Source organism: Streptomyces sp. NPDC001851 (assembly GCF_040297165.1).
GTDB lineage: Bacteria > Actinomycetota > Actinomycetes > Streptomycetales > Streptomycetaceae > Streptomyces.
Window position 1 is genome coordinate 106,641 of record NZ_JBEOYR010000006.1, and the last position, 23,820, is coordinate 130,460.

Sequence of the window (23,820 nt, forward strand, 5' to 3'; positions counted from 1 at the left end):
GCTGGGGCGTTCGCTCAGAGCGAACGGTCCTCGGGGGACGGCGTGACGGGCCTGCCCCAGTCCACCTGAGGCCCCTCGAAGTGTGCGGCGTGCCGCGGCGGATGGGCTGCCGCGCCGAACACGAAGACGTCCCGCGCGCCGTCGAGCACTCCGCCCGACGGGTCGTCGTCGCCCGAGCGGCGCACCACGTCCCGGTCGGGCATCAGGATGTCGCGCACGACGACGGCGCAGAGATACAGCGTGCCCACCAGATGCAGCGCGATCGCCCAGTGATAGCCGTGCGGCGGCAGACCCTTGTGGGCTTCTCCGCTGGTCGTGTAGGCGAGATACATCCAGATCCCCAGGAAGTACGCCACCTCGCAGGCCTGCCAGATCAGGAAGTCGCGCCACTTGGGCCGGGCCAGGACCGCCAGCGGCACCAGCCACAGGACGTACTGCGGTGAGTAGACCTTGTTGGTGAGGATGAACGCCGCCACCATCAGGAAGGCCAGCTGCGCGAAGCGCGGCCGGCGCGGGGCGGTGAACGTCAGCGCAGCGATGCCGAGGAAGCACAGCACCACCAGCACCAGGGCAGCGGTGTTCACAAAGCCGATACCGGGCGGGTTGCTGGAGTTCTGCGCCCAGATCAGCCAGAACGAGCCGAAGTCGACGCCCCGTTCCTGGCTGAAGGTGTAGAACTTCGACCAGCCCTGGAAGGCGAAGAGCATCACCGGCAGGTTCACCACCAGCCAGGCGATCGCCGCGCCGCAGAAGGCCTGGCTGTACTCCCGCCACTTGCCGGCCCGCCAGCACAGCACGAACAGCGGAGCGAGCAGGAACACGGGGTAGAGCTTGGCGGCCGTGGCGAGACCCAGGAGAACGCCGAAGGCAAGGGGACGGCTCCGGGACCACATCAGCATCGCGGCGGCCGTGAGCGCCACGGCCAGCAGGTCCCAGTTGATGGTCGCGGTGAGCACGAAAGCAGGCGACAGGGCGACCAGCAGACCGTCCCAGGGACGCCGGCGGTGGGTGCGGACCACGCAGACCGCGATGACGGCCGCGCAGACCATCAGCATCCCGGCGTTGACGAACCAGTACCACTGCTCCTGGTGCTGGATGCTGCCGCTGTGCGGGGTCAGCCAGGATGCCACCTCCATGAACACACCGGTCAGGACCGGGTATTCGAGGTAGTCCATGTCGCCCGAGAGCTTGTCGAAGTACGGCACGAGATGATCGGCGAACCCACGCCCCTGGTAGAGGTGCGGGATGTCCGAGTAGCAGGCGTGCGTGTACTGACTGCTCGCACCGAAGAACCAGCCACTGTGATAGCAGGGTGCCTTCTGGACCAGGCCGAGGGCGAACATGCCGATCGCCACGAGCACGACGACCCGTAGGGGGGTCCACCAGGAGGTCCCGAGCAGGGCGCGCCGCCCCAGCGGGCCACCGATCAGCTCACTGCCTGCCCGGGCGATCTCGTCCTCGCCGGTCGGCCGCACCGGTTCTGCCGTGGTGTGCCGCACGGGCTCGGGCTCGGGCATGCTCGCGGGCGTCATCTCTGCACTGGGCATGGGCCACATCCTGCCGTACCTGTCTGGGAAAGCGCCGAGGGCCGCCGCACCTCGAAGGTGCGGCGGCCCCTGTTTCACGTGAAACACCTGCGGCGGACGAAATGGCCACTCATCGGCCATGTCCGGCGGCTAGCCGGTCGGGCCCGCGAAGATGCCTCCGTTGCCGTTGCCGTTGCCGTTGCCACGCGTGTTTCCGCCGGTCCCGGTCGTGTCGGTGACGGTCGGTGCCGGCGAGGTGCCTCCGTCCACGCCACCCGTGTCCGCGCCACCGTTGCCGTTTCCGTTGCCGTTGCAGCCGTTGCCCCAGTTCCACTGGCAGGTGTCGCTGGCCGACGGGGACGGAGACGGAGACGTGGCGCTGGGCGACGGGCTCGGCGAGTCGCTCGGCGACGGGCTCGGCGTGATGCTGACGGTCGGGGTCGGGGACGGGGCACCGGCCTCGTCCTGGACCTTGCCGATCTCGGTGGCATCCGGGAAGCCGGGGTCGTTCTTGCCCTGCAGCGCGGCCTTCATGTACTCGGTCCACACCGACGTCGGGATATCACCACCGTGGATCGACGGGACGCCGGCCGTACCGTTCATGGACAGCAGCTCGTGGTCCTTCGGGTTCTCACGGAACATCGCCACCGAGGTGGACAGCTGCTGGGTGTAGCCGACGAACCAGGCCGACTTGTTGCTGTCGGTGGTACCGGTCTTGCCCGCCGCCGTACGGCCCAGGGCCTTGGCGTTGAAACCCGTACCGTTCTGGATCACGTTCTCCAGGACATCCGTGACGTTGTTCGCCACGTTGGCCGGCATCGCCGTGGTGACCTGCGGCTTGGTGAAGCCCTGCACCTCCTCGCCGTCCTTCTTCACGGAGGTCACCGAGTACGGGTCCGCGTGCTTGCCGGACGCCGCGAAGGTCGCGTACGCGTCGGCCATGCGGATCGCGCTCGGGGTCGAGGTGCCGATGGCGAAGGACGGGTTGAGGTCCTGCGACATGCTGTCGCTGAGGATGCCGGCCGACCTGGCCACGTCTCGGACGTGCGTCATCCCCACATCGACGCCGAGCTGCACGAACGGCGTGTTGATGGACTGCTCCATCGCCTTGCGGAGGGAGATGTATCCCCAGCGGCGAGGAGACTCGTTGTTCTGGTAGAAGGTCGAGTTGTCCTTGTTCAGGTAATAGGAGCCATCCGGCTTCATGACCTTGAGATGGTCGTTGCCGTTGTACTTGCTCAGGGGGGAGATTCCCTGCCCCCCGGACCTGTACGTCCCGTACTCCATGGCCGCGGCCAGAACGAACGGCTTCCACGTCGAACCGACCGGGACACCGGAGGTGTCGGCGTTGTTCGTGAAGTGGCCGTTCTCGTAGCCGTCGCCGCCGTAGAGAGCGACGATCGCGCCGTTGTTGGGCCGCACCGACGCCGCGCCGAACTGGACGTACTTGTCCAGGTCACGGCGCTTGGGATCGATCCGCTCCTTCTGGATCTTCTTCACGGCCGCGCTCAGCTCGTTGACCTTGTCCTTCTCGAAGGTCGTCTTGATCTGGTAGCCGCCCCTGTCGAAATCCGCCTCCGTGATGTCGGAGTGGGCGAGGACGTACTTCTTCGCCGTGTCGACCAGGTAGCTGATCTGGCCGGTCATCCCCTTGGTCGCCTTGCGGCCGTCGGGCATGGGGTACTGCGCGATGGCTTTGCGGTAGTCGGCGTCACTGAGGTGGTGATCGTTGTGCATCTGCTCGAGGATCCACCGCCAGCGTTCCTGCGACCGCTTCTTGTTGGCCGTCGCGGTCGCCGAGGGGTCGAGATCCGCGTTGCCGGCGGGGTCGAAGTACGTCGGGCCCTTGAGCAGCGATGCGAGGACCGCGCACTGGCTCGGCGTCAGGTCCACCGCGTTCTTGCCGTAGTACGTCTGCGCAGCCGCCTGGATGCCGTACGCGCCTCGCCCGAAGTACGAGGTGTTGAGGTACCCCTGCAGAATCTGGCTCTTCTTGAGCTTCGTCCCCACCTTGATGGAGATGAACAGCTCCCTCAACTTACGGGTGACGGTCTGCTGCTGGCTCAGATACGTGTTCTTGACGTACTGCTGGGTGATCGTCGAACCACCCTGGGTCTGGCCGCCCCGCGCCATGTTGACCACGGCGCGCGCGATACCCATGGGGTCGACGCCCGAGTCCTGGTAGAAGCTCTTGTTCTCGGCCGAGATCACGGCCCACTGCATGGCATCGGGAATCTGGTCGATGCTGACGTTCTGCCGGTTGACGCCCGTGCCCGTGGCCACCATCTGCTTGCCGTCGGCCCAGTAGTAGACGTTGTTCTGGGACTTGGCGGCGACGTTCTCGTTGGGGATCGAGACCATCGCATAGCCCACGCCGACCAGCGCGACCAGGCTGCCGACGAAGCCGATGAAGAGACCGGAGACAAGCTTCCAGGAGGGCACCCAGCGACGCCAGCCGTACTTTCCGGCTCGGGGATAGTCGATGAACCGCTTCTTGCCGGGTGCGGTCGACGCACGGCCCCTGCCGCGCCCGGGACCGGTCGGGCCGCTGGGAGCGCCGCGCCGGCCGCCCGGGCCGGCGGTGTCCACGCCTCTGCGGCGGCTGCCTCTCTGCGCCGCCCGGCGGGCCTCGGCACGGCCACCGTAGGGACGCTCATCACCTCCCGGACCACTGGCACCCGGCCCATAGGAACTGGACCCATAGGAGTCGGCTGGGGACCCGGTGGCGCCCCGCGGTGCCGCACGGCGGCCGGAGGCCGAGCCGGACGGGTCGCGTCGGGCCGCGGCACGTCCGCCTCCCTGCGGCTGCGGCGGTTTGCGACGGTGCTCGCTCATCGAACGACTACTCCTCGGGCAGGCGCACCCGTGCGCCTGGAACGGCGGCTGGTTTCCGGTCCCCCCGAAGTACGGATGTGGTCGGTCCTGCATTCACCCGTACTGCACCGGGGACAACGACGCTCCCCGGGCGTCACTCGGTTCCCGGTGATGTGCATGCCGCACAGACTACGCATCCCCAAAACCTGCCGAGCCCTGAAGTTCACCCCAAAACGTGCAACTTGCATCGTATGAATCGGTGATGTGATCCCGTTCACCACCGCCACTCTTGTCGCCCGAGGAAGGCCGTTCTATCGTCGTGATGTATCGAGTCGATACATCAGCGCGAGATAAAGACGCTGAGAGGTACTGCGAGACCCGCGGGAGCGACCAGCGGGACCGAGAGGAGGCGACGATGAGCCGACGTTCCGGCATCCTTGAGTTCGCCGTGCTCGGCCTGCTGCGCGAGTCCCCGATGCACGGCTATGAGCTGCGCAAACGACTCAACACGTCCCTGGGTGTGTTCCGGGCGTTCAGCTACGGGACCCTGTATCCCTGCCTCAAGACGCTGGTCGCCAACGGCTGGTTGATCGAGGAACCGGGCAGCACTCACGAGGACGCCCTCGCCGCTCCACTCGCCGGACGCCGCGCCAAGATCGTCTATCGGCTGACGGCGGAAGGGAAGGAGCACTTCGAGGACCTGCTCTCGCAGACCGGCCCCGACGCGTATGAGGACGAGCACTTCGCCGCACGCTTCGCCTTCTTCGGGCAGACGTCGCGCGATGTGCGCATGCGGGTCCTGGAGGGCCGGCGCAGCCGTCTGGAGGAGCGCCTGGAGAAGATGCGCGCCTCCCTGGCACGCACGCGGGAACGCCTCGACGACTACACACTTGAGCTCCAGCGCCACGGGATGGAGTCCGTGGAGCGCGAAGTGCGCTGGCTGAACGAGCTCATCGAGAGCGAGCGGGCCGGACGGGACCTGAGGGGTTCCGCCTCCGGGGGGCCCGCTCAGCAGGACACCACCACTGGATCGACGGGCGGCCTGCCCCGTCGCGGGGACACCCCCCGCACGGATACGCCCGGCGACACCGCCACGTGAGTCCCACTCAGGGCCTCACTCGTACACACAGGGAGCAACCGGAATGGGTTCGGTTCGCGTAGCCATCGTCGGCGTGGGCAACTGCGCTGCGTCGCTCGTGCAGGGAGTCGAGTACTACAAGGACGCCGACCCGGCGTCCAAGGTCCCCGGCCTGATGCACGTGCAGTTCGGTGACTACCACGTGCGCGACATCGAGTTCGTCGCCGCGTTCGACGTCGACGCCAAGAAGGTCGGCCTCGACCTGGCGGACGCGATCGGCGCCTCCGAGAACAACACGATCAAGATCTGCGACGTGCCCACGTCCGGTGTCACCGTGCAGCGTGGCCACACCCTCGACGGCCTCGGCAAGTACTACCGCCAGACCATCGAGGAGTCCGCCGCCGAGCCGGTCGACGTCGTCCAGATCCTCAAGGACAAGCAGGTCGACGTCCTCGTCTGCTACCTGCCCGTCGGCTCCGAGGACGCGGCGAAGTTCTACGCCCAGTGCGCCATCGACGCCAAGGTCGCCTTCGTCAACGCCCTCCCGGTCTTCATCGCCGGCACCAAGGAGTGGGCGGACAAGTTCACGGAGGCGGGCGTCCCGATCGTCGGTGACGACATCAAGTCCCAGGTCGGCGCCACCATCACGCACCGCGTCATGGCGAAGCTGTTCGAGGACCGCGGTGTCATCCTCGACCGCACGATGCAGCTGAACGTCGGCGGCAACATGGACTTCAAGAACATGCTTGAGCGTGAGCGCCTGGAGTCCAAGAAGATCTCCAAGACGCAGGCCGTCACCTCCCAGATCCCCGACCGGGACCTCGGTGAGAAGAACGTCCACATCGGCCCGTCCGACTACGTGGCCTGGCTGGACGACCGCAAGTGGGCCTACGTCCGCCTTGAGGGCCGCGCCTTCGGTGACGTCCCGCTGAACCTGGAGTACAAGCTGGAGGTCTGGGACTCCCCGAACTCCGCGGGTGTCATCATCGACGCCCTGCGCGCCGCGAAGATCGCCAAGGACCGCGGCATCGGCGGACCGATCCTGTCGGCGTCCTCCTACTTCATGAAGTCCCCGCCGGTCCAGTACTTCGACGACGAGGCCCGCGAGAACGTCGAGAAGTTCATCCGTGGTGAGGTCGAGCGCTAAAGCCCTGAGGGCCATCGCTCGCACCAGAACGCTCCTGCCAGGGCTGTGAAGGTCCCCGGGTCAACCGACCCGGGGACCTTCCGCATGTGTGAGGCTGTGCCCCATGCCCGTCGTCCGTGACCTGCGCGTCCTGTTGCGCCTGCGGTACTTCCGACGCCTGCTGTACATCCGCCTCCTGTCCCAGGGCGCCGACGGCGTCTACCAGGTCGCACTCGCCGCGTATGTCGTCTTCTCCCCCGAGAAACAGACCTCGGCGACTGCCATCGCCTCCACGATGGCAGTCCTGCTGCTCCCCTACTCACTGGTCGGCCCGTTCGCCGGCGTCCTGCTGGACCGCTGGCGGCGCCGACAGGTCTTCGTGTACGGCAATCTGCTGCGCGCCCTGATGGCCGCGGCCACCGCCGCGCTGATGGTCAGCCAGGTCCCGGACTGGCTGTTCTACGTCTCCGCGCTGTGTGTCACGGCCGTCAACCGCTTCATCCTCGCCGGGCTGTCCGCCTCTCTGCCCCGTGTGGTGGACGCCGAGCGTCTGGTGCTCGCGAACTCTCTGTCGCCGACAGCCGGGACGCTCGCCGCGACCGCGGGCGGCGGTCTGGCCTTCGCCGTACGGCTCGTGGCGTCCGGATCCGACGCGGCAGTGGTCCTCCTCGGCGCCTTTCTCTATCTGTGCGCCGGCCTCAGCGCCCTCACCCTGCCGCCCGCGCTCCTCGGCCCCGACCGGCAGCCGAAACGCCCGCACATGTCCACCGCCCTCGCCGACGCGGCACGCGCCCTCATCGCGGCTGTCCGGCACCTGGCCGCACCCCAGCGCAGGGAGGCCGCCTGGGCGCTGGCCGCGATGACACTGATGCGCTTCTGCTACGGGGCGCTGCTGGTCCTTCTGCTCATGCTGTGCCGGTACGCCCTCTCCACGACGTCCGAGGCGGGGCTCCGACTGCTCGGACTCGCACTGGCGGTGTCCGGTGCGGGATTCTTCGTGGCGGCCGCGGTGACGCCGTGGGCGGCGGCGCGCCTCGGTCCCGAACGGTGGATCGCGGTGTGCTCCGGAACCGCCACCGTACTGGTGCCTGCCCTGGGGCTTCCCTTCGCCGCCGGGCCGCTCCTGGCCGCGGCCTTCATTCTGGGCCTGATCACCCAGGGCGCCAAGATCGCCACCGACACCATCGTCCAAGCCTGCGTCGATGACGCATTCCGCGGCCGGATCTTCTCCGTGTACGACGTGCTCTTCAACGTGGCCTTCGTCGGCGCGGCCGGAGTGGCTGCTCTGATGCTGCCGCCGGACGGCCGCTCGACACCCCTGGTGATCCTGGTCGCCGTCCTCTACGGCGGGGTCGCCACAGCCTTGGCTCGCTTCGAGCGTCGCTGAGGCGGCCGACCAGGAAACGGAGAGGGCGATGTTTCACGTGAAACACCGCCCCTCGACGCCACAAGCCCCGGGTGGGTGTTTCACGTGAAACACCGCCGGACCCGGCAGCACAGAGATCAGCTCTGCTCTGCCCACCAGTCCTTCAGAGCCGTCACGGCCGCGTCATGCTCCATCGGGCCGTTCTCCAGACGCAGCTCCAGCATGTGCTTGTAAGCCTTGCCGATCACGGGGCCGGGACCGACACCCAGGATCTCCATGATCTGGTTGCCGTCGAGGTCCGGGCGGATCGCGTCCAGCTCTTCCTGCTCCTGCAACTGGGCGATGCGCTCCTCCAGGCCGTCGTAGGCCCTGGACAGCGCGGCCGCCTTTCGCTTGTTGCGGGTGGTGCAGTCCGAGCGGGTCAGCTTGTGCAGGCGATCCAGCAGCGGGCCCGCGTCACGGACGTAGCGCCGCACTGCGGAGTCCGTCCACTCTCCGGTGCCGTAGCCGTGAAAGCGCAGGTGGAGTTCGACCAGCCGTGAGACGTCCTTCACCAGGTCATTGGAGTACTTCAGGGCGGTCATGCGCTTCTTGGTCATCTTGGCACCGACCACCTCGTGGTGGTGGAACGAGACCCGGCCGTCCTTCTCGAAGCGGCGCGTCCGCGGCTTGCCGATGTCGTGCAGCAGCGCGGCCAGCCGGAGCACGAGATCGGGGCCGTCCTCCTCCAGGGCGATCGCCTGCTCCAGGACGATCAGCGTGTGGTCGTAGACGTCCTTGTGCCGATGGTGCTCGTCCCGCTCCAGACGCAGTGCCGGCAGCTCGGGCAGCACATGACCCGCGAGCCCGGTGTCCACGAGCAGGCCCAGTCCCTTGCGTGGGTGTGCGGAGAGGATCAGCTTGTTCAGCTCGTCCCGGACCCGCTCGGCCGAGACGATCTCGATACGTCCGGCCATCTCCGTCATCGCCGTGACGACCTCAGGGGCAAGCGTGAAGTCCAGCTGGGCGGCGAACCGCGCAGCCCGCATCATCCGCAGGGGGTCGTCCGAGAACGACTCCTCGGGCGTACCCGGCGTCCGCAGCAGCCGGGCCGCGAGATCCTCAAGGCCACCGTGCGGGTCGATGAACTCCTTCTCGGGCAGCGCCACGGCCATCGCGTTGACCGTGAAATCGCGGCGGACCAGGTCCTCCTCGATGGAGTCGCCGTACGACACCTCGGGCTTGCGCGAGGTGCGGTCGTAGGCCTCCGACCGATAGGTCGTGATCTCGATCTGGTAGCCGTCCTTCTGCGCGCCGACGGTGCCGAAGGCGATTCCGACCTCCCAGACGGCGTCCGCCCATGGCCGGACGATCTTGAGAACGTCCTCGGGGCGGGCGTCGGTCGTGAAGTCCAGGTCGTTGCCGAGCCGGCCGAGCAACGCGTCGCGCACCGATCCGCCGACCAGGGCGAGCGAGAACCCGGCCTCCTGGAATCGGCGGGCGAGATCGTCGGCGACGGGCGCCACCCGCAGCAGCTCGGCGACCGCGCGCTGCTGCGCCTGGCTCAGGGCAGAGGGAGTGTCTTCGTTGGGGTTCGGCACAACAGAAGAGGGTACGTGCCGCGGCGAGCCGGAGCGCCCTCCATTTCCTCCGGGACGGCCCTGGCAGGGGCGGTGGACGGCTCCCGGCATACCCACCGCAAGCACTGCCCTCGCGGCGTTCGGACGTTCTCCCCTCGATACTGGATATAGAGGACGGGCCGTCGCGGCTCCTCGATCTTGTGGCGGAGACCGCGGCACTTCCGCTCAGCGCGCATCGTTACCATGCGTGGACGCACATTCCGACGACCACTGACGACGACGAGGGACGGGCGAGCGCGTGGCCGAGGCGGCAGACTTCCAGGGGACCAGTGCCTCACCTGCCCGCCGGTGGCTGCGGCGCACCGGCGCGCTGCTCGCGGGGGCGCCTCTGCTGGCCGGGCTGCTGCAGCTGCCCGCCGCGGGGCCCGCCCAGGCCGCCTCCTCGGACGCGGTGTCCGTCTCCCTGGACTCGCTCACCCCCAACGCCCCCACGGACGGGGACACGCTGACCGTGTCGGGCACGGTGACCAACAACGGCAAGCAGACCGTCACCGGCGCCCATGCGGATCTGCGGGTGGGTCCCCTGCTCAACACCCGCTCGGCGATCGACGCCGTCGCCCGGCACTCCGACGACCTGCCGGGTGACACCGGCTCCGAGGTCGGCGGCAAGTACGAGAAGAAGTTCTCCAAGCTGTCCCCGGGCGTCGCCGAGCACTTCAGCATCTCCGTCCCCGTCGACAAGCTCGATCTCGGCGACGACGGCGTCTACGAGTTCGGTGTCGCCCTCTCCGGCCAGACCGCCGCGCAGCCCTGGGACCGGGTGCTCGGCATCCAGCGGACGTTCCTGCCGTGGCAGCCGTCCGAAGCCGGTACCAAGACCAGGACGACGTTCCTGTGGCCGCTGCTCTCCACGGTCCGTATGACGGCCAAGACGGGCGCCGGTGAGCTCCAGACACCGGTGTTCCTCAACGACGATCTGGCCAAGGAGCTGGCGCCGGGCGGCCGGCTGGCCCAGATGGTGGAGCTGGGCAAGGACCTCGACGTCACCTGGGTGATCGACCCGGACCTGCTGGCCTCGGTGGACCGGATGGCGACCGGCAACTACCGGCTGCCGGGCGACGGGGACACCACCACGCCCGGCCCGCGCGAGCACCAGGCGGTCGCCAAGCAGTGGCTGGCGAACCTGCAGAAGGCGGTGGCGGGCAAGGAGGTCGTCGCGCTTCCCTTCGGCGACCCGGACCTGGCGTCCCTCGCCCACAACGGCACCAGCGTCACCGGCTCGCTCAGCCACCTCAAGGACGCCACCGATGTCGCCGCCATCACCGTCAAGACCGTGCTTCACGTCACACCGAGCACCGACTTCGCCTGGCCGGTGGAGGGCGCCGTGGACCCGGCGATCATGAAGGTCGCGACCTCCGCCGGAGCCGACCGTGTGATCGCCCGCAGCGACAGCCTCCAGGAGACGGCCGGGCTGTCGTACACGCCTTCCGCCGCCCGGCCGGTCGGCGCTGGCACCACGGCGGTGGTCTCCGACGCCCGGCTGTCCACGGCCTTCGAGGGCGATCTGACGAAGGCGGACTCGGCCACGCTCGCCGTGCAGGAGTTCCTGGCCCAGAGCCTTGAGGTGAACGCGCAGACGGACAAGCAGCGCAGCGTCGTCGTCGCCCCGCAGCGCATGCCCACGGGGAGCCAGGCACAGGCGATGGCGGCGGCGCTCAAGGCGCTCCAGGGCGGGAACTGGTCCCAGACCCAGGATCTCGGCGCCGCGGCCAAGGACAAGCCCGACCCGGATGCCACCACGCGCATCCCGTCAGGGTCCGCCTATCCCTCGTCGCTGCGCTCGGAGGAACTGCCGCGGACGGCCTTCGAGCAGATCGCGCGCACCCAGGACAAGCTCGACAGCTTCCAGGTGATCCTCTCCGACCAGTCCCGCGTCGTGACCCCGTTCGGGCGGGCCATAAACCGTGAGATGTCCGCGTCGTGGCGGGGCAGGAGCGCGGCAGCGAGCAGCTACCGGGACGGCGTCGAGGACTGGCTCGACCACCTGGCCGACCAGGTCAAGCTGATCGACAAGTCGGAGACCAAGCTCTCCGGCCGCAGCGCCACCATCCCGGTGACCGTCCAGAACAACCTCGTCCAGCCCGTCGGACACCTGGTCCTGCGCCTCACGTCAAGCATGCCGACCCGGCTGAAGATCGGCGGCAAGGCCTACGACGAGCAGCCGGTCGAGATCTCCGGCGGGCACAGCCAGTCCGTGAAGTTCACCACCTCCGCCAACGCCAACGGCCGGGTCACGGTGGTCGCCCAGCTGTACACCGAGGACGGCGTGAAGTACGGCGCTCCCGTCAGCTTCGACGTGAAGGTCACCGAGATCACGCCCACCGTGATGCTGGTCATCGGCGGCGGCGTCCTCCTCCTCGTCCTCGCCGGCTTCCGGATGTACACCCAGCGCAAGCGCGCCGCGGCCCGCCAGAACGAGGACGGCAGCGGCACTGCGGAAGAGGCCACCGACGAGCCGGGGAACCCCGGCGCCCCTACGGATCGTCTCCCGGAAAAGCCGGAGGAATCCAGCTCCCCCGCCGGGGCAGACGACCCGGAGCACCCGAGTGACCCTGCGCCGGACACCGCACCGGAAAGCGCCGACCCGTCCGGGACGGGTGAGAGAGTGGACCGTTGAGCGATGTCGTGGCCGGTGAGCCAGGGACGATGAGGTGGGGTAAGCATGAACGCGCCGTACGACGGTGATCGCGGCCAGGGCGCGGCCGGCTCGGGCTACCCCGAGACGCCGCCGGAGCCCGGTCAGGTACCGCCGCAGCAAGCGGCGGACATGTACCTCCAGGACGCCTACGACCAGGATCCCTACCGGGCGCACGACCTGACCGCGCAGGACCCGGTCGCCGAGGCGCTCTACGACCGCGCCGCACACCCCCCGCCCCCTGCCGGCAGCTACGAGCAGCAGCAGCCCCTGTACGCCCCGCCCGCCCCGTCACCGTACGCACCCGACCCGCGGGTATGGGCGCAGACACCGGCGCCGGAGCCGGAGGGTGCGGCCCCGCACATGCCGTACGGCGACGACCCGCGCACGACCCAGTTCGTGGGCGTGGACGACCTGGTCACGCACTCGGGCGAGGAGTACCACGAGCCGGACGCCTTCGCGCACCTCTTCAAGGACCAGCAGCAGAACGGTGGGCAGATGCCCATGGACGCACCGGGCTCCTCCGGACCGGCCGCCGCTCCGGGCACCGGGTACGGTCCCGTCGGCCAGTACCCGGCGAACGGCCAGGGCCCCCAGCAGGGCAACCCGTACGCCGAAGCCTCCTACCCGGCTGCCCCGGCGAACCCGCTGCAGCCGCCGGTGCCCGCCCCGGCCCCGGCACCGGACCCCGCAGGTCCGCACGACGACGCCGCGTCCGTGGCGGCAGCGGCTCCCGCGGTCGCTGCCGCCCCCGCGAAGAAGGGCGGCAAGGCCGCCGGGCTGCTGAAGTCCAGTGCCGTGATGGCGGCGGGCACGATGGTCTCCCGCCTCACCGGCTTCATCCGCTCCGCGCTGATCGCCGCAGCGCTCGGCCTCGGCTTCCTCGCCGACTCTTTCCAGGTCGCCTACCAGCTGCCGACGATGATCTACATCCTCACCGTCGGCGGCGGGCTCAACTCCGTCTTCGTGCCGCAGCTGGTGCGGTCCATGAAGGAGGACGAGGACGGCGGCGAGGCGTTCGCCAACCGGCTGCTGACCCTGGTGATGGTGGCCCTGGCCGCGCTCACCGGTCTGGCGATGTTCGCGGCGCCGCTGCTGGTGCGGTTGCTGTCTCCCACCATCGCCAGCAATCCGGCCGCCAACGACGTGGCGGTCACCTTCACCCGCTACTTCCTGCCCTCGATCTTCTTCATGGGCATCCATGTGGTGATGGGTCAGATCCTCAACGCCCGCGGCAAGTTCGGCGCGATGATGTGGACCCCGGTCCTGAACAACATCGTCATCATCGTCTCGCTCGGCCTGTTCATCTGGGTCTACGGCAGTGCCGCGAACTCCCATCTGGATGTCACCAACATTCCGCCTCAGGGGCAGCGGCTGCTCGGTGTGGGTGTGCTGCTCGGACTGGTCGTCCAGGCGCTGGCGATGATCCCGTATCTGCGCGAGACCGGCTTCCGGATCCGGCTGCGGTTCGACTGGAAGGGCCATGGCCTGGGCAAGGCCGCCATGCTCGCCAAGTGGACGGTCCTGTTCGTCCTCGCCAACCAGGCGGGCGCCATGGTCGTCACCCGTCTGTCCACCGCCGCCGGCAAGGACTCCGGCGTCAAGGGCACCGGCTTTGCCGCCTACGCCAACGCCCAGCTGATCTGGGGTCTGCCGCAGGCCATCATCACCGTGTCGCTGATGGCGGCCCTGCTGCCGCGCATCTCGCGCGCGGCCGCCGAGGGTGACGCCGGTGCCGTCCGCGACGACATCTCGCACGGCCTGCGCACCACCGCCGTCGCCATCGTCCCGGTCGCGTTCGGCTTCCTCGCACTCGGCATCCCGATGTGCACCTTGATCTTCGGTTCCGCAGGCACCGGCTCGGCCACCAACATGGGCTACATGCTGATGGCCTTCGCCCTGGGCCTGATCCCGTACTCGGTGCAGTACGTCGTCCTGCGGGCCTTCTACGCCTACGAAGACACCCGCACCCCCTTCTACAACACCGTCATCGTGGCGGCGGTGAACGCGAGCGCTTCCGCGCTGTGCTACTTCCTGCTGCCGTCCCGCTGGGCGGTCGCCGGTATGGCCGCAGCGTACGGTCTGAGCTACGCGATCGGCGTGGGCGTCGCCTGGCGGCGGCTGCGCCAGCGGCTCGGCGGTGACCTGGACGGCACCCGGGTGCTGCGGACGTACGCACGCCTGTGCATCGCCTCCGTGCCCGCGGCCCTGCTCAGCGGCGCGGCCTGCTACGGCATCGGGCACACCCTCGGCCAGGGCGTCGTCGGGTCCTTCGCCGCGCTGCTCGCCGGCGGTGCCGTCCTGCTCGGCGTCTTCTTCGTCGCCGCCCGCCGGATGCGCATCGAGGAACTGAACTCGCTCGTGGGCATGGTCCGCGGGCGTCTGGGCCGCTGAGGCGGGGGTAGGCGCACAACCATCGTCCGCCGTCGTGTGTCGTGCATAGCGGCGGACTGTGGGCACAATTGGTTTCGGCGTCGGACAGCGTGCAACGGATGGGGAGGCAGGGACGACGGTGGCGGAACGGAGCACGGCTGCCGTCGACGTGGCAGACAACAGCGGTGAGCAGCCGCTGACCGCGAAGGCGGACCAGTCCACGGCCGACGGGGTGGCCAAGAACCCGGAGCAGGACACGGACAGCGACGAGGCACGGGGGAGCGGCGGGACCGAGGGTCCCGGGAAGAAGGCCTCGCCTCCCGAACTGCACAGCGGTCACAAGCTCGCCAGACGCTACCGACTGGAGGAGTGCGTCACCCGTCTGGACGGATTCAGCAGTTGGCGTGCGGTCGATGAGAAGCTCCGTCGTGCCGTCGGCGTGCATGTCCTTCCGGCGGACCATGCGCGGGCCCGTTCGGTCCTGGCTGCCGCCCGTTCCTCCGCGCTGCTCGGCGATCCGCGTTTCGTCCAGGTCCTGGATGCCGTCGAGGAGAACGACCTCGTCTACGTGGTGCACGAGTGGCTGCCCGACGCCACCGAGCTGACCACGCTCCTCACGACCGGCCCGCTGGAGCCGCACGACGCCTACCAGATGGTCAGTCAAGTCGCCTCCGCCATGGCCGCCGCGCACCGCGAGGGCCTCGCCCATCTGCGACTGAACCCGAACGCCGTGCTCCGCGCCTCGACCGGCCAGTGGCGCATCCGGGGCCTCGCCGTGAACGCCGCGCTGCGCGGCATCAGCTCCGACACCCCGCAGCGCACCGACACCGAGGGGATCGGCGCCCTGCTGTACGCCGCGCTGACCCAGCGCTGGCCGTACGAGAGCGACGCGTACGGTCTGTCCGGCCTCCCCAAGGGCGTCGGCCTGATCGCACCGGACCAGGTACGGGCCGGTGTTCACCGCGGCCTGTCCGAACTGGCCATGCGCGCACTCGCCAACGACGGGGCCACCGCCTCCCGGCACGAGGCTCCGTGCACCACGCCGGAGGAGCTGGTGAAGGCGATCGGCGAGATGCCGCGCATCCGCCCGCCGGAGCCCGCGTTCACGGCTCCGCCCGAGTACCAGCGCACGACCTACCAGCAGGGCACGTACGGCCGGCCGGCGCCGCATCCCGGCGTGACCCAGCCGGTCGTGCCCCCGCCGCCCCCGCTGCAGAGCCGCACCGGCAAGGCCCTGAAGTGGGCGGTGTCCGCCCTCCTCATCGCCGCCCTCGGTCTCGGCAGCTGGCAATTGGCGGACGCCCTGATGGACCGGGGCGGCAAGTCGGAGGACACCCACAAGAGCCAGACGACGGACGACGGCAACAAGGGGGCGGTGAACCCGAAGCCGCAGCCGATAAAGATCCAGAACGCTCGGGAATTCGTCGCCGAGCCCCCCGCCCAGAACGCCGGTGCCGAATCCAAGACCTACGACGGCGACCCGTCGACGTACTGGAAGACCAAGAGCTTCAGGGCGGGTCCGCCGATCGCGCCGTACAAGCCGGGCGTGGGCATCGTGTACGACCTCGGCTCGGTGAAGAAGCTCAGCACCGCCACTCTCGACATGCGCTACGCCGGCGACCACACGACGGTGGAGCTGTACGCTGCGGACTCGCTGACGCCGGCGTCGCTGGGCTCCATGACGGAGATCGGCAGCGTCACGACCACGAGCACCACCGCCACGGTGAGGGTCAAGAAGTCGGTCAAGACGCAGTACGTGCTCGTCTGGCTGACGGCCGTGCCGAACTCGGGGTACGACTCCACCCTGTATGCCAGCTCCGGCTGGAAGCAGGCCATCGGCGAAGTGCATTTCACGGGCTGACGTCGCACCCGGACGGGAGGGGGCAGATGGCGGAGGACGCCGGATACGACGGAGTGAGCGACAAGGATCTGCTCGCCCGCCATGTGGAAGGCGACTCGCATGCCTTCGGTGAGATCGTGCGGCGGCATCGGGATCGGCTCTGGGCGGTCGCACTGCGGACGCTGGGGGACCGCGAGGAGGCCGCTGACGCGGTCCAGGACGCCCTGGTGTCGGCCTACCGGGCCGCCCACACCTTCCGGGGCCAGTCGGCTGTCACCACATGGCTGCACCGGATCACGGTGAACGCCTGCCTGGACCGTGCCCGCAAGGTGGCCTCACGGAAGACCTCGCCGGTCGACGACACAGAACGGCTGGAGCAGCTGCTGGAGCCGCATGAGTCGGCTTCGGCACCGGCCGAGCGGAACGACGTGCACCGCCAGCTCCTCGAAGCGCTCGGTACCCTCCCGCACGACCAGCGGGCCGCCCTGGTCCTCGTGGACATGCAGGGCTACCCCGTGGCCGAGGCCGCCCGGATCCTCGATGTACCGACGGGCACCGTGAAGAGCCGGTGCGCCCGGGGCAGAGCCCGTCTGCTGCCTCTGCTGGCCCATCTACGGCCCGAGGGTTCCGGAAGTGGAAAGGAACCCGGCACGGGACGGAACCGGGTGGAGGGGACATCCGTCCCACCTGCAACGGGGTCTCCGAGCGAAGGCCTCAAGAACGCCGGACCGAGCGATTCAGCCGTAGTGAAGGGCGGAGGTGGGCGAGCGTGACTTCCATGACAGACACGGCCGGGCACCCGGACGTCGCGGAGATCTCCGACCTCACCGAAGGCCTTCTCCCTCCGGACCGCAGCAGGGTCATACGTCAGCATCTCGACTCGTGCGAGCTGTGCGCGGACGTCCATGCCTCACTGGAGGAGATCCGGGGACTGCTGGGGTCCGTATCGGAAACAGTGCGTATGCCGGCCGACGTGGCCGGCCGTATCGATGCGGCGCTCGCCGCCGAGGCACTTCTCAGCGCCTCCGGAGACGACATCACCGGCCATGTTTCACGTGAAACACCGGTTGCGGCCTCTCGCCCTGCCGGGCGACCGCAGGGTGCAACCGGACCAGGGCGGAAGAAGAGCGGACGCAGCCGCCGCAGGACCGTCGTGCTCGGGGGTGTTTTGACCGCGGCCGTGCTGGGGGCCGGAGCCCTGGTAGTCCAGGTGCTCGGCAGTGGGACGTCCACCACCACAGCTCACGGCAAGCCGAGTCCGTCCAGCAGCGCTTTCTCCGGTGTCAGTGTCCAGACCCAGGTGCGGGACCTGTTGGCTTCGAACAAGGACACCACACACGGAGACAGTGGTCAGCGGCCACGTTCCGGCACCGACTCCGGACGGGACACGCCGGGGGGCACAGAGAGCGCCAACACACTGCTTCAGACCGAGATCCCGGTGCCCGGCTGTGTCCGGCGGGCCCTCCCTCAGAGTGACCGTGCCCTGGCCGCGAAGTCGGGCACTTACGCCGGGAGGAGCGCCTACCTCGTCGTCGTGCGCGATAGCCACGACAGTGCTCGGGTCACGGCCTATGTCGTCGACGCAGCCTGTATGCGTCAACCTCCCACGGCCTCGGGCACGGTCCTCTTGAAAGAGTCCTACCCGCGCCCCTGAAATGACTCGGCCGAGGCTGTCGACAAGGAAAGGCCACGAGCACTGGACTCGTGGCCTTTCACGTCCCCCGCTCCACCACGCACAGCGTGCGTGTGCCCTGACACAGCGGGAATGCGCGCCCCGTAGGATCCGTTGGGTGGGGTGAGAGTTCTGAAAGGCGCTCCCACCGGTCGACCGACGCAGACCAGAGACGAGGAAACAAGCCGTGAGCGACGTCCGTAACGTGATCATCATCGGCTCCGGGCCCGCAGGCTACACGGCGGCGCTCTACACCGCGCGCGCGTCGCTGAAGCCTCTGGTGTTCGAGGGTGCCGTCACCGCCGGTGGCGCGCTGATGAACACCACCGAGGTCGAGAACTTCCCGGGCTTCCGCGACGGCATCATGGGCCCCGACCTCATGGACAACATGCGGGCGCAGTCCGAGCGCTTCGGCGCCGAGCTGGTCCCCGACGACATCGTCTCGGTCGACCTGACCGGTGAGATCAAGACCGTCACCGACACCGCCGGCACAGTGCACCGGGCGAAGGCCGTCATCGTCGCCACCGGCTCCCAGCACCGCAAGCTGGGCCTGCCGAACGAGGACGCGCTCTCCGGTCGGGGTGTCTCCTGGTGCGCCACCTGCGACGGTTTCTTCTTCAAGGACCAGGACATCGCCGTGATCGGCGGCGGCGACACCGCGATGGAGGAGGCCACCTTCCTCTCGCGCTTCGCCAAGTCCGTGACGATCGTCCACCGCCGGGACACCCTGCGCGCCTCCAAGGCGATGCAGGAGCGCGCCTTCGGCGACCCGAAGATCAAGTTCGTGTGGGACAGCGAGGTCGCCGAGATCCAGGGCGAGCAGAAGCTCTCCGGTCTGCAGCTGCGCAACGTCAAGACCGGTGAGCTGTCGGAGCTGCCCGTGACCGGTCTGTTCATCGCGATCGGCCACGACCCGCGCACCGAGCTGTTCAAGGGCCAGCTGGACCTGGACGAGGAGGGGTACCTGAAGGTCGCCTCCCCGTCCACCCTCACCAATGTCGCGGGTGTCTTCGCCGCCGGTGACGTGGTCGACCACACTTACCGCCAGGCGATCACGGCGGCCGGTACCGGCTGCTCCGCTGCTCTCGACGCCGAGCGCTTCCTCTCCGCCCTCGCCGACGAGGACAAGGCGGAGCCCGAGAAGACCGCCACCGTCTGACTTTCCCCCTCGCCCCACCGCACGATCGAGTTAAGGAGCCCGCCGTGGCCGGCACTCTGAAGAATGTGACCGACGATTCCTTCGAGCAGGACGTTCTCAAGAACGACAAGCCCGTCCTGGTGGACTTCTGGGCTGCCTGGTGCGGCCCGTGCCGCCAGATCGCCCCGTCTCTTGAGGCCATCGCTGCCGAGTACGGCGACAAGATCGAGATCGTCAAGCTCAACATCGATGAGAACCCCAATACGGCCGCCAAGTACGGCGTCATGTCCATCCCGACCCTGAACGTCTACCAGGGTGGCGAGGTCGCCAAGACCATCGTGGGCGCCAAGCCGAAGGCCGCGATCGTTCGCGACCTCGATGAGTTCATCGCCGAGTGACGTTTCACGTGAAACACGAATGGGCCAGCCCGGATGGGCTGGCCCATTCGCTTGAGAGGGTCGCAGCTTAGAGGGGCCGCAGCGCAGGCTCCTTCTGCACCGCTCCCAGAAGCCGGTCGAGCGCCATCTCCACGTCTTCCTTCCAGGAGAGCGTCGAGCGCAGCTCCAGCCGCAGCCGGGGATGTGTGGGGTGCTGCCGGACCGTCTTGAACCCCACGGCCAGCAGATGATCCGCCGGCAACAGACAGGCGGGCTCCTTCCAGCGGGCGTCACCGAAGGCCTCGATCGCTCTGAAGCCTCGGCGCAGCAGATCCTTGGCGACCGTCTGCACGAGCACCCGGCCGAGCCCCTGGCCCTGATAGCCGGGCATGATGAACGCCGTCATCAGCTGCACGGCGTCCGGCGAGACGGGGCTCGTGGGAAAGGCCGTCGAGCGCGGGACGTAGGCAGGAGGGGCGTAGAGCGCGAAGCCCACCGGCACATCGTCGACGTACACCACGCGGCCGCACGATCCCCAGTCCAGCAGGACGGCGGAGATCCACGCCTCCTTCTCCATCGCGGAGGTGCCGCCCTTTACCGCCGCTTCACCGCTGACGGGGTCCAGCTCCCAGAAGACGCACGAGCGGCAGCGTGAGGGAAGGTCCTGAAGGTTGTCCAGCGTGAGCGGCACGAGCCGACGCCCCATGAAGGCTGTTCCTCGCTTCCTTCGCCCGCCGCATCACAAGCGGCTGTCAGAGCGCTCCGTTCCCGGAGCAGGCTGCCGACGAATCCGCCGACCGCTCCAAGGCCCAGGCCCGCGCTCACCAGTCCGGTGCGGCTCATCGATCGCATGGCCCCCGACTCCCCATTCAGAGATACAGACGCTGTCCGGTGGATGTGCCATACCCGATCGCATCGTATCCACGATGCGATTTCCTCGATACCGACTCACAGCAAAGAGCGAGCCGTGTCCCGGTACACACCGGCCACGGCCCGCTCCCTGTACGACGAGTGGGCGAGCCAGAATCAGTCGTCCTGGTCCTCCGCCGCGTTCTCCTGAAGCTCGCCCTGCAGCACCGGTCCCTCACCCGGCGCGAGAGTGCTCAGGATGCGCTGCAGATCGTCCACGGAGGCGAACTCGACGGTGATCTTCCCCTTCTTCTGGCCCAGGTCGACCTTCACCCGGGTCTCGAAGCGGTCCGACAGGCGGGTCGCCAGCTCGTTCAGTGCCGGGGAGAGCCGGGAGCCGGCGCGCGGGCCCTTGGAGCGCTGAGGCTTCTGGGGACGCGAACCCATGAGGGTCACGATCTCCTCGACGGCTCGCACGGACAGGCCCTCGGCCACGATGCGGTGAGCCAGCCGGTCCTGTTCCTCAGGGTCTGTCACGGACAGCAGGGCGCGCGCGTGACCGGCGGAGAGGACCCCGGCGGCAACCCGCTTCTGGACCGTTGGCGAGAGCTTCAGCAGACGCAGGGTGTTGGAGACCTGGGGCCGGGAGCGCCCGATACGGTCGGCCAGCTGGTCGTGCGTGCAGTTGAAGTCCTTCAGCAGCTGGTCGTAGGCGGCCGCCTCTTCCAGCGGGTTCAGCTGCGCGCGGTGCAGGTTCTCCAGCAGCGCATCCAGAAGGAGCTTCTCATCCTCCGTGGCGCGGACGATCGCCGGGATGGCGTCCAGGCCGGCCTCACGGCAGGCTCGCCAGCGGCGCTCACCCATGATCAGCTCATAGCGGCCGGGCCCCAGCTGCCGTACCACGACGGGCTGCAGGAGACCGACCTCCTTGATGGAGGTCACCAGCTCGTGCAGCGCGTCCTCGTCGAAGACATCACGCGGCTGGCGGGGGTTGGGCGAGATCGCGTCGAGAGGGATCTCGGCGAAGTGCGCGCCCATCGGAGGAGCCGGCATCTCGGTGACCGGGTTTGCCGGGGGTTCCTCGGTTTCATGTGAAACAGGCGGCAGCGTGGCCACCTTGGCCGCGGCGACTCCGCGGTCAGTCGTCAGCACCGGGACCGCTGCCGGGGAGGTGGAGGCTCCGCCTCCCAGCGCGGCCGGAGCCGGGGTCTTCTCGGTCGGGGCAGCGGGGATCAGTGCGCCGAGCCCACGGCCCAGCCCCCTCCGTCGCTCGCTCACTGGATCCCCTCCACCATGCTCGGGTCGTTCTGAGCGCCGATGTGGGCCTGGCTCGCGTCGTAGCTGATGCCAATGCCTTTCAGCGCGATTTCTCGGGCCGCCTCAAGATACGAGAGGGCGCCGCTCGATCCAGGATCGTAAGTCAGCACCGTCTGCCCGTAGCTCGGCGCCTCGGAGATACGGACCGAGCGGGGAATGCTCGTCCGCAGCACCTCGTCGCCGAAGTGGGTGCGCACCTCTTCCGCGACCTGGGAGGCGAGACGCGTCCGGCCGTCGTACATGGTGAGCAGGATGGTCGACACATGCAGTGTGGGGTTGAGGTGCCCCCGCACCAGGTCGACGTTGCGCAGCAGCTGGCCCAGACCCTCCAGTGCGTAGTACTCACACTGGATCGGGATGAGGACCTCCTGGCCCGCCACCAGCGCGTTGACCGTCAGCAGGCCGAGTGAGGGCGGACAGTCGATGAGGATGTAGTCCAGGGGCTGTTCGTACGCCTGGATTGCCCGCTGAAGTCGGCTCTCCCGGGCCACCAGGGACACCAACTCGATCTCTGCACCGGCGAGATCGATGGTGGCCGGAGCGCAGAAGAGACCTTCCACATCCGAGACCGGTTGGACGACCTCGGCCAGAGGCTTGCTCTCCACCAACACGTCGTAGATGGAAGGGACTTCGGCGTGGTGGTCGATTCCGAGGGCGGTGGAGGCGTTGCCCTGGGGATCAAGATCGATCACCAGGACACGGGCGCCATGCAGAGCCAGCGAAGCGGCGAGGTTGACGGTCGTCGTCGTCTTGCCCACGCCGCCCTTCTGGTTGGCGACCACGATGACTCGGGTCTGCTCCGGTCGCGGCAGGCCTTCGCCGGCGCGGCCCAGAGCCTCTACCGCCAGTTGGGCCGCACGGCCGATGGGAGTGTCGTCCATCGGGGGCGGTGTTTCACGTGAAACATCCGCCCCCATCGACTCGGTACGGGGACCGGGGACCGGATCGGTCATCGGTCCCGCGATGTTGGCGTCGGACCGCAAGGATTCACTCTCCTCGACTTCAGGCTCGCAATGAACAGAGCCTCCCATGTCTTCGGGGTCGTGAACCAGTGAGGCCTGGGGTTCTGTGGAGAAATCCACCTCTGTGGACATCTTGGTTGCCCCTCCGAGTGAACTGAGAGGCTTGCGGTCGCGGGGTTCGGCCGCGGCGCGGCCACGACTGATGATGCCGTGCAGCAGTGAGCGACGTTTCACGTGAAACACGATGCACAGCGGCTGCGACCGGACCCCTGCGACACTCCGTCCTGCGTAGGTTTGGCACCTTGTGTGGAGTACGCCGCGTGGTCAGGACGGATCAGCGACGGCGGCGTGCCCGGCCCGTCCGCGCCGCCTTCGCCCGCTTCGCCGCGAACCGCACACCGCCGGGACTCTCACCGACCTCGACCCGCACGACGGTGGACAGCGGGTCCACCACTCCCTCGCCCACATGCAGGATGGACGTCTCCACCGCGCCGAGCTTGCTGAGGGCCGAGGCCGCGGCCTGCAGCTCCTCCTCGGCGGTGTCACCCTTGAGCGCGAGCATCTCGCCATAGGGACGCAGCAACGGGATGCCCCACGTGGCCAGACGGTCCAGCGGGGCCACGGCCCGAGCGGTCACCACATGGACCGGCGGCAACTTCCCCAGAACCTCCTCGGCACGTCCCCGCACGACCGTGACGTGGTCCAGGCCGAGCAGCTCGACGACCTCGGTGAGGAAATTGGTGCGCCGCAGCAGCGGCTCCAACAGGGTGATGTTCAGGTCGTCCCGGACCAGAGCGAGCGGAATGCCGGGCAGTCCGGCGCCGGAGCCGACGTCGCAGACCGTCACTCCCTCGGGAACGGCCTCGGAGAGCACCGCGCAGTTCAGCAGATGCCGCTCCCACAGGCGGGGCACCTCCCGCGGGCCGATCAGGCCACGCTGAACGCCCGCCTCGGCGAGCAGCTCCGCGTAGCGGACCGCATCGGCGAAACGATCACCAAACACTTCCCGCGCCTGTTCGGGCGCGGGGGGAAGCTCCGCTGCCTCCGTCACGGGGACCGTCCTTCCGTACAGCGCCGGCGCTTCGCGCGCCGGCCACCAGAACTACAGGCTGACAAAGTTCGGCCCCG

17 protein-coding genes are annotated in these 23,820 nt (G+C 68.6%); 10 read left to right on the forward strand and 7 right to left on the reverse strand.

Features of this window, described 5'->3' with window-relative positions; all coding sequences use genetic code 11:
- Positions 1 to 14: 14 nt before the first annotated feature.
- A complete protein-coding gene (locus ABT171_RS10525; protein ID WP_351241957.1) occupies positions 15 to 1,547 on the reverse strand; it encodes a glycosyltransferase family 87 protein in 1,533 nt (510 codons plus the stop codon).
- 129 nt (positions 1,548 to 1,676) lie between these two features.
- The gene (locus tag ABT171_RS10530; protein WP_351242343.1) at positions 1,677 to 3,968 is read right to left on the reverse strand and encodes a transglycosylase domain-containing protein; all 2,292 of its coding nucleotides are present in this window, start codon (positions 3,966 to 3,968) and stop codon (positions 1,677 to 1,679) included.
- A 787-nt stretch (positions 3,969 to 4,755) separates the two neighbouring features.
- Between ABT171_RS10530 and ABT171_RS10535 the strand changes: the two genes are divergently transcribed.
- The 3 genes from ABT171_RS10535 (at position 4,756) to ABT171_RS10545 (ending at position 7,931) form a co-directional block, all read left to right on the forward strand.
- A complete protein-coding gene (locus ABT171_RS10535; protein WP_351241959.1) occupies positions 4,756 to 5,439 on the forward strand; it encodes a PadR family transcriptional regulator in 684 nt (227 codons plus the stop codon).
- Between the two features lie 43 nt (positions 5,440 to 5,482).
- Positions 5,483 to 6,565, forward strand: a complete 1,083-nt coding sequence (locus tag ABT171_RS10540; RefSeq protein ID WP_351241961.1) for an inositol-3-phosphate synthase — start codon at positions 5,483 to 5,485, stop codon at positions 6,563 to 6,565.
- Positions 6,566 to 6,668: 103 nt separating this feature from the next.
- Positions 6,669 to 7,931, forward strand: coding sequence for an MFS transporter (locus ABT171_RS10545; protein ID WP_351241963.1), 1,263 nt, complete (start codon positions 6,669 to 6,671; stop codon positions 7,929 to 7,931).
- 116 nt (positions 7,932 to 8,047) lie between these two features.
- On the opposite strand, the gene ABT171_RS10550 is transcribed toward ABT171_RS10545, so the two are convergent.
- Positions 8,048 to 9,490, reverse strand: coding sequence for a CCA tRNA nucleotidyltransferase (locus ABT171_RS10550; RefSeq protein ID WP_351241965.1), 1,443 nt, complete (start codon positions 9,488 to 9,490; stop codon positions 8,048 to 8,050).
- 277 nt (positions 9,491 to 9,767) lie between these two features.
- On the opposite strand from ABT171_RS10550, the gene ABT171_RS10555 reads away from it, so the two are divergent.
- The 7 genes from ABT171_RS10555 to trxA all read left to right on the forward strand — a co-directional run bounded on the left by ABT171_RS10555 (position 9,768) and on the right by trxA (position 19,585).
- The gene (locus ABT171_RS10555) at positions 9,768 to 12,146 is read left to right on the forward strand and encodes a DUF6049 family protein (RefSeq protein ID WP_351241967.1); all 2,379 of its coding nucleotides are present in this window, start codon (positions 9,768 to 9,770) and stop codon (positions 12,144 to 12,146) included.
- 45 nt (positions 12,147 to 12,191) lie between these two features.
- Positions 12,192 to 14,558 (forward strand): murein biosynthesis integral membrane protein MurJ, encoded by a 2,367-nt coding sequence (gene murJ, locus ABT171_RS10560; RefSeq protein ID WP_351241969.1) that lies wholly within the window; start codon positions 12,192 to 12,194, stop codon positions 14,556 to 14,558.
- 118 nt (positions 14,559 to 14,676) lie between these two features.
- On the forward strand, positions 14,677 to 16,398 hold the full coding sequence (locus ABT171_RS10565; protein ID WP_351241971.1) for a protein kinase family protein: 1,722 nt from the start codon (positions 14,677 to 14,679) through the stop codon (positions 16,396 to 16,398).
- A 26-nt stretch (positions 16,399 to 16,424) separates the two neighbouring features.
- Positions 16,425 to 17,150, forward strand: a complete 726-nt coding sequence (sigM, locus tag ABT171_RS10570; protein WP_351241973.1) for an RNA polymerase sigma factor SigM — start codon at positions 16,425 to 16,427, stop codon at positions 17,148 to 17,150.
- 5 nt (positions 17,151 to 17,155) lie between these two features.
- Positions 17,156 to 18,031: an RsmA family anti-sigma factor gene (locus ABT171_RS10575; RefSeq protein ID WP_351241975.1), complete on the forward strand. Its 876-nt coding sequence runs from the start codon at positions 17,156 to 17,158 to the stop codon at positions 18,029 to 18,031.
- Between the two features lie 205 nt (positions 18,032 to 18,236).
- Positions 18,237 to 19,208, forward strand: coding sequence for a thioredoxin-disulfide reductase (gene trxB / locus ABT171_RS10580; protein ID WP_351241977.1), 972 nt, complete (start codon positions 18,237 to 18,239; stop codon positions 19,206 to 19,208).
- A 44-nt stretch (positions 19,209 to 19,252) separates the two neighbouring features.
- On the forward strand, positions 19,253 to 19,585 hold the full coding sequence (gene trxA, locus ABT171_RS10585; RefSeq protein ID WP_351241979.1) for a thioredoxin: 333 nt from the start codon (positions 19,253 to 19,255) through the stop codon (positions 19,583 to 19,585).
- Between the two features lie 67 nt (positions 19,586 to 19,652).
- On the opposite strand, the gene ABT171_RS10590 is transcribed toward trxA, so the two are convergent.
- From ABT171_RS10590 to rsmG, 4 genes are all read right to left on the reverse strand, one after another.
- Complete coding sequence (locus ABT171_RS10590; RefSeq protein ID WP_351241981.1) at positions 19,653 to 20,270, reverse strand: GNAT family N-acetyltransferase; 618 nt, start codon at positions 20,268 to 20,270, stop codon at positions 19,653 to 19,655.
- Between the two features lie 320 nt (positions 20,271 to 20,590).
- Positions 20,591 to 21,691: a ParB/RepB/Spo0J family partition protein gene (locus ABT171_RS10595; RefSeq protein ID WP_351241983.1), complete on the reverse strand. Its 1,101-nt coding sequence runs from the start codon at positions 21,689 to 21,691 to the stop codon at positions 20,591 to 20,593.
- The gene (locus ABT171_RS10600) at positions 21,688 to 22,761 is read right to left on the reverse strand and encodes a ParA family protein (protein ID WP_351242345.1); all 1,074 of its coding nucleotides are present in this window, start codon (positions 22,759 to 22,761) and stop codon (positions 21,688 to 21,690) included. Before ABT171_RS10600 ends, ABT171_RS10595 begins: the two co-directional genes overlap by 4 nt.
- Positions 22,762 to 23,026: 265 nt before the next feature.
- Positions 23,027 to 23,743, reverse strand: coding sequence for a 16S rRNA (guanine(527)-N(7))-methyltransferase RsmG (rsmG, locus tag ABT171_RS10605; RefSeq protein WP_351241985.1), 717 nt, complete (start codon positions 23,741 to 23,743; stop codon positions 23,027 to 23,029).
- Between the last annotated feature and the right edge of the window lie 77 nt (positions 23,744 to 23,820).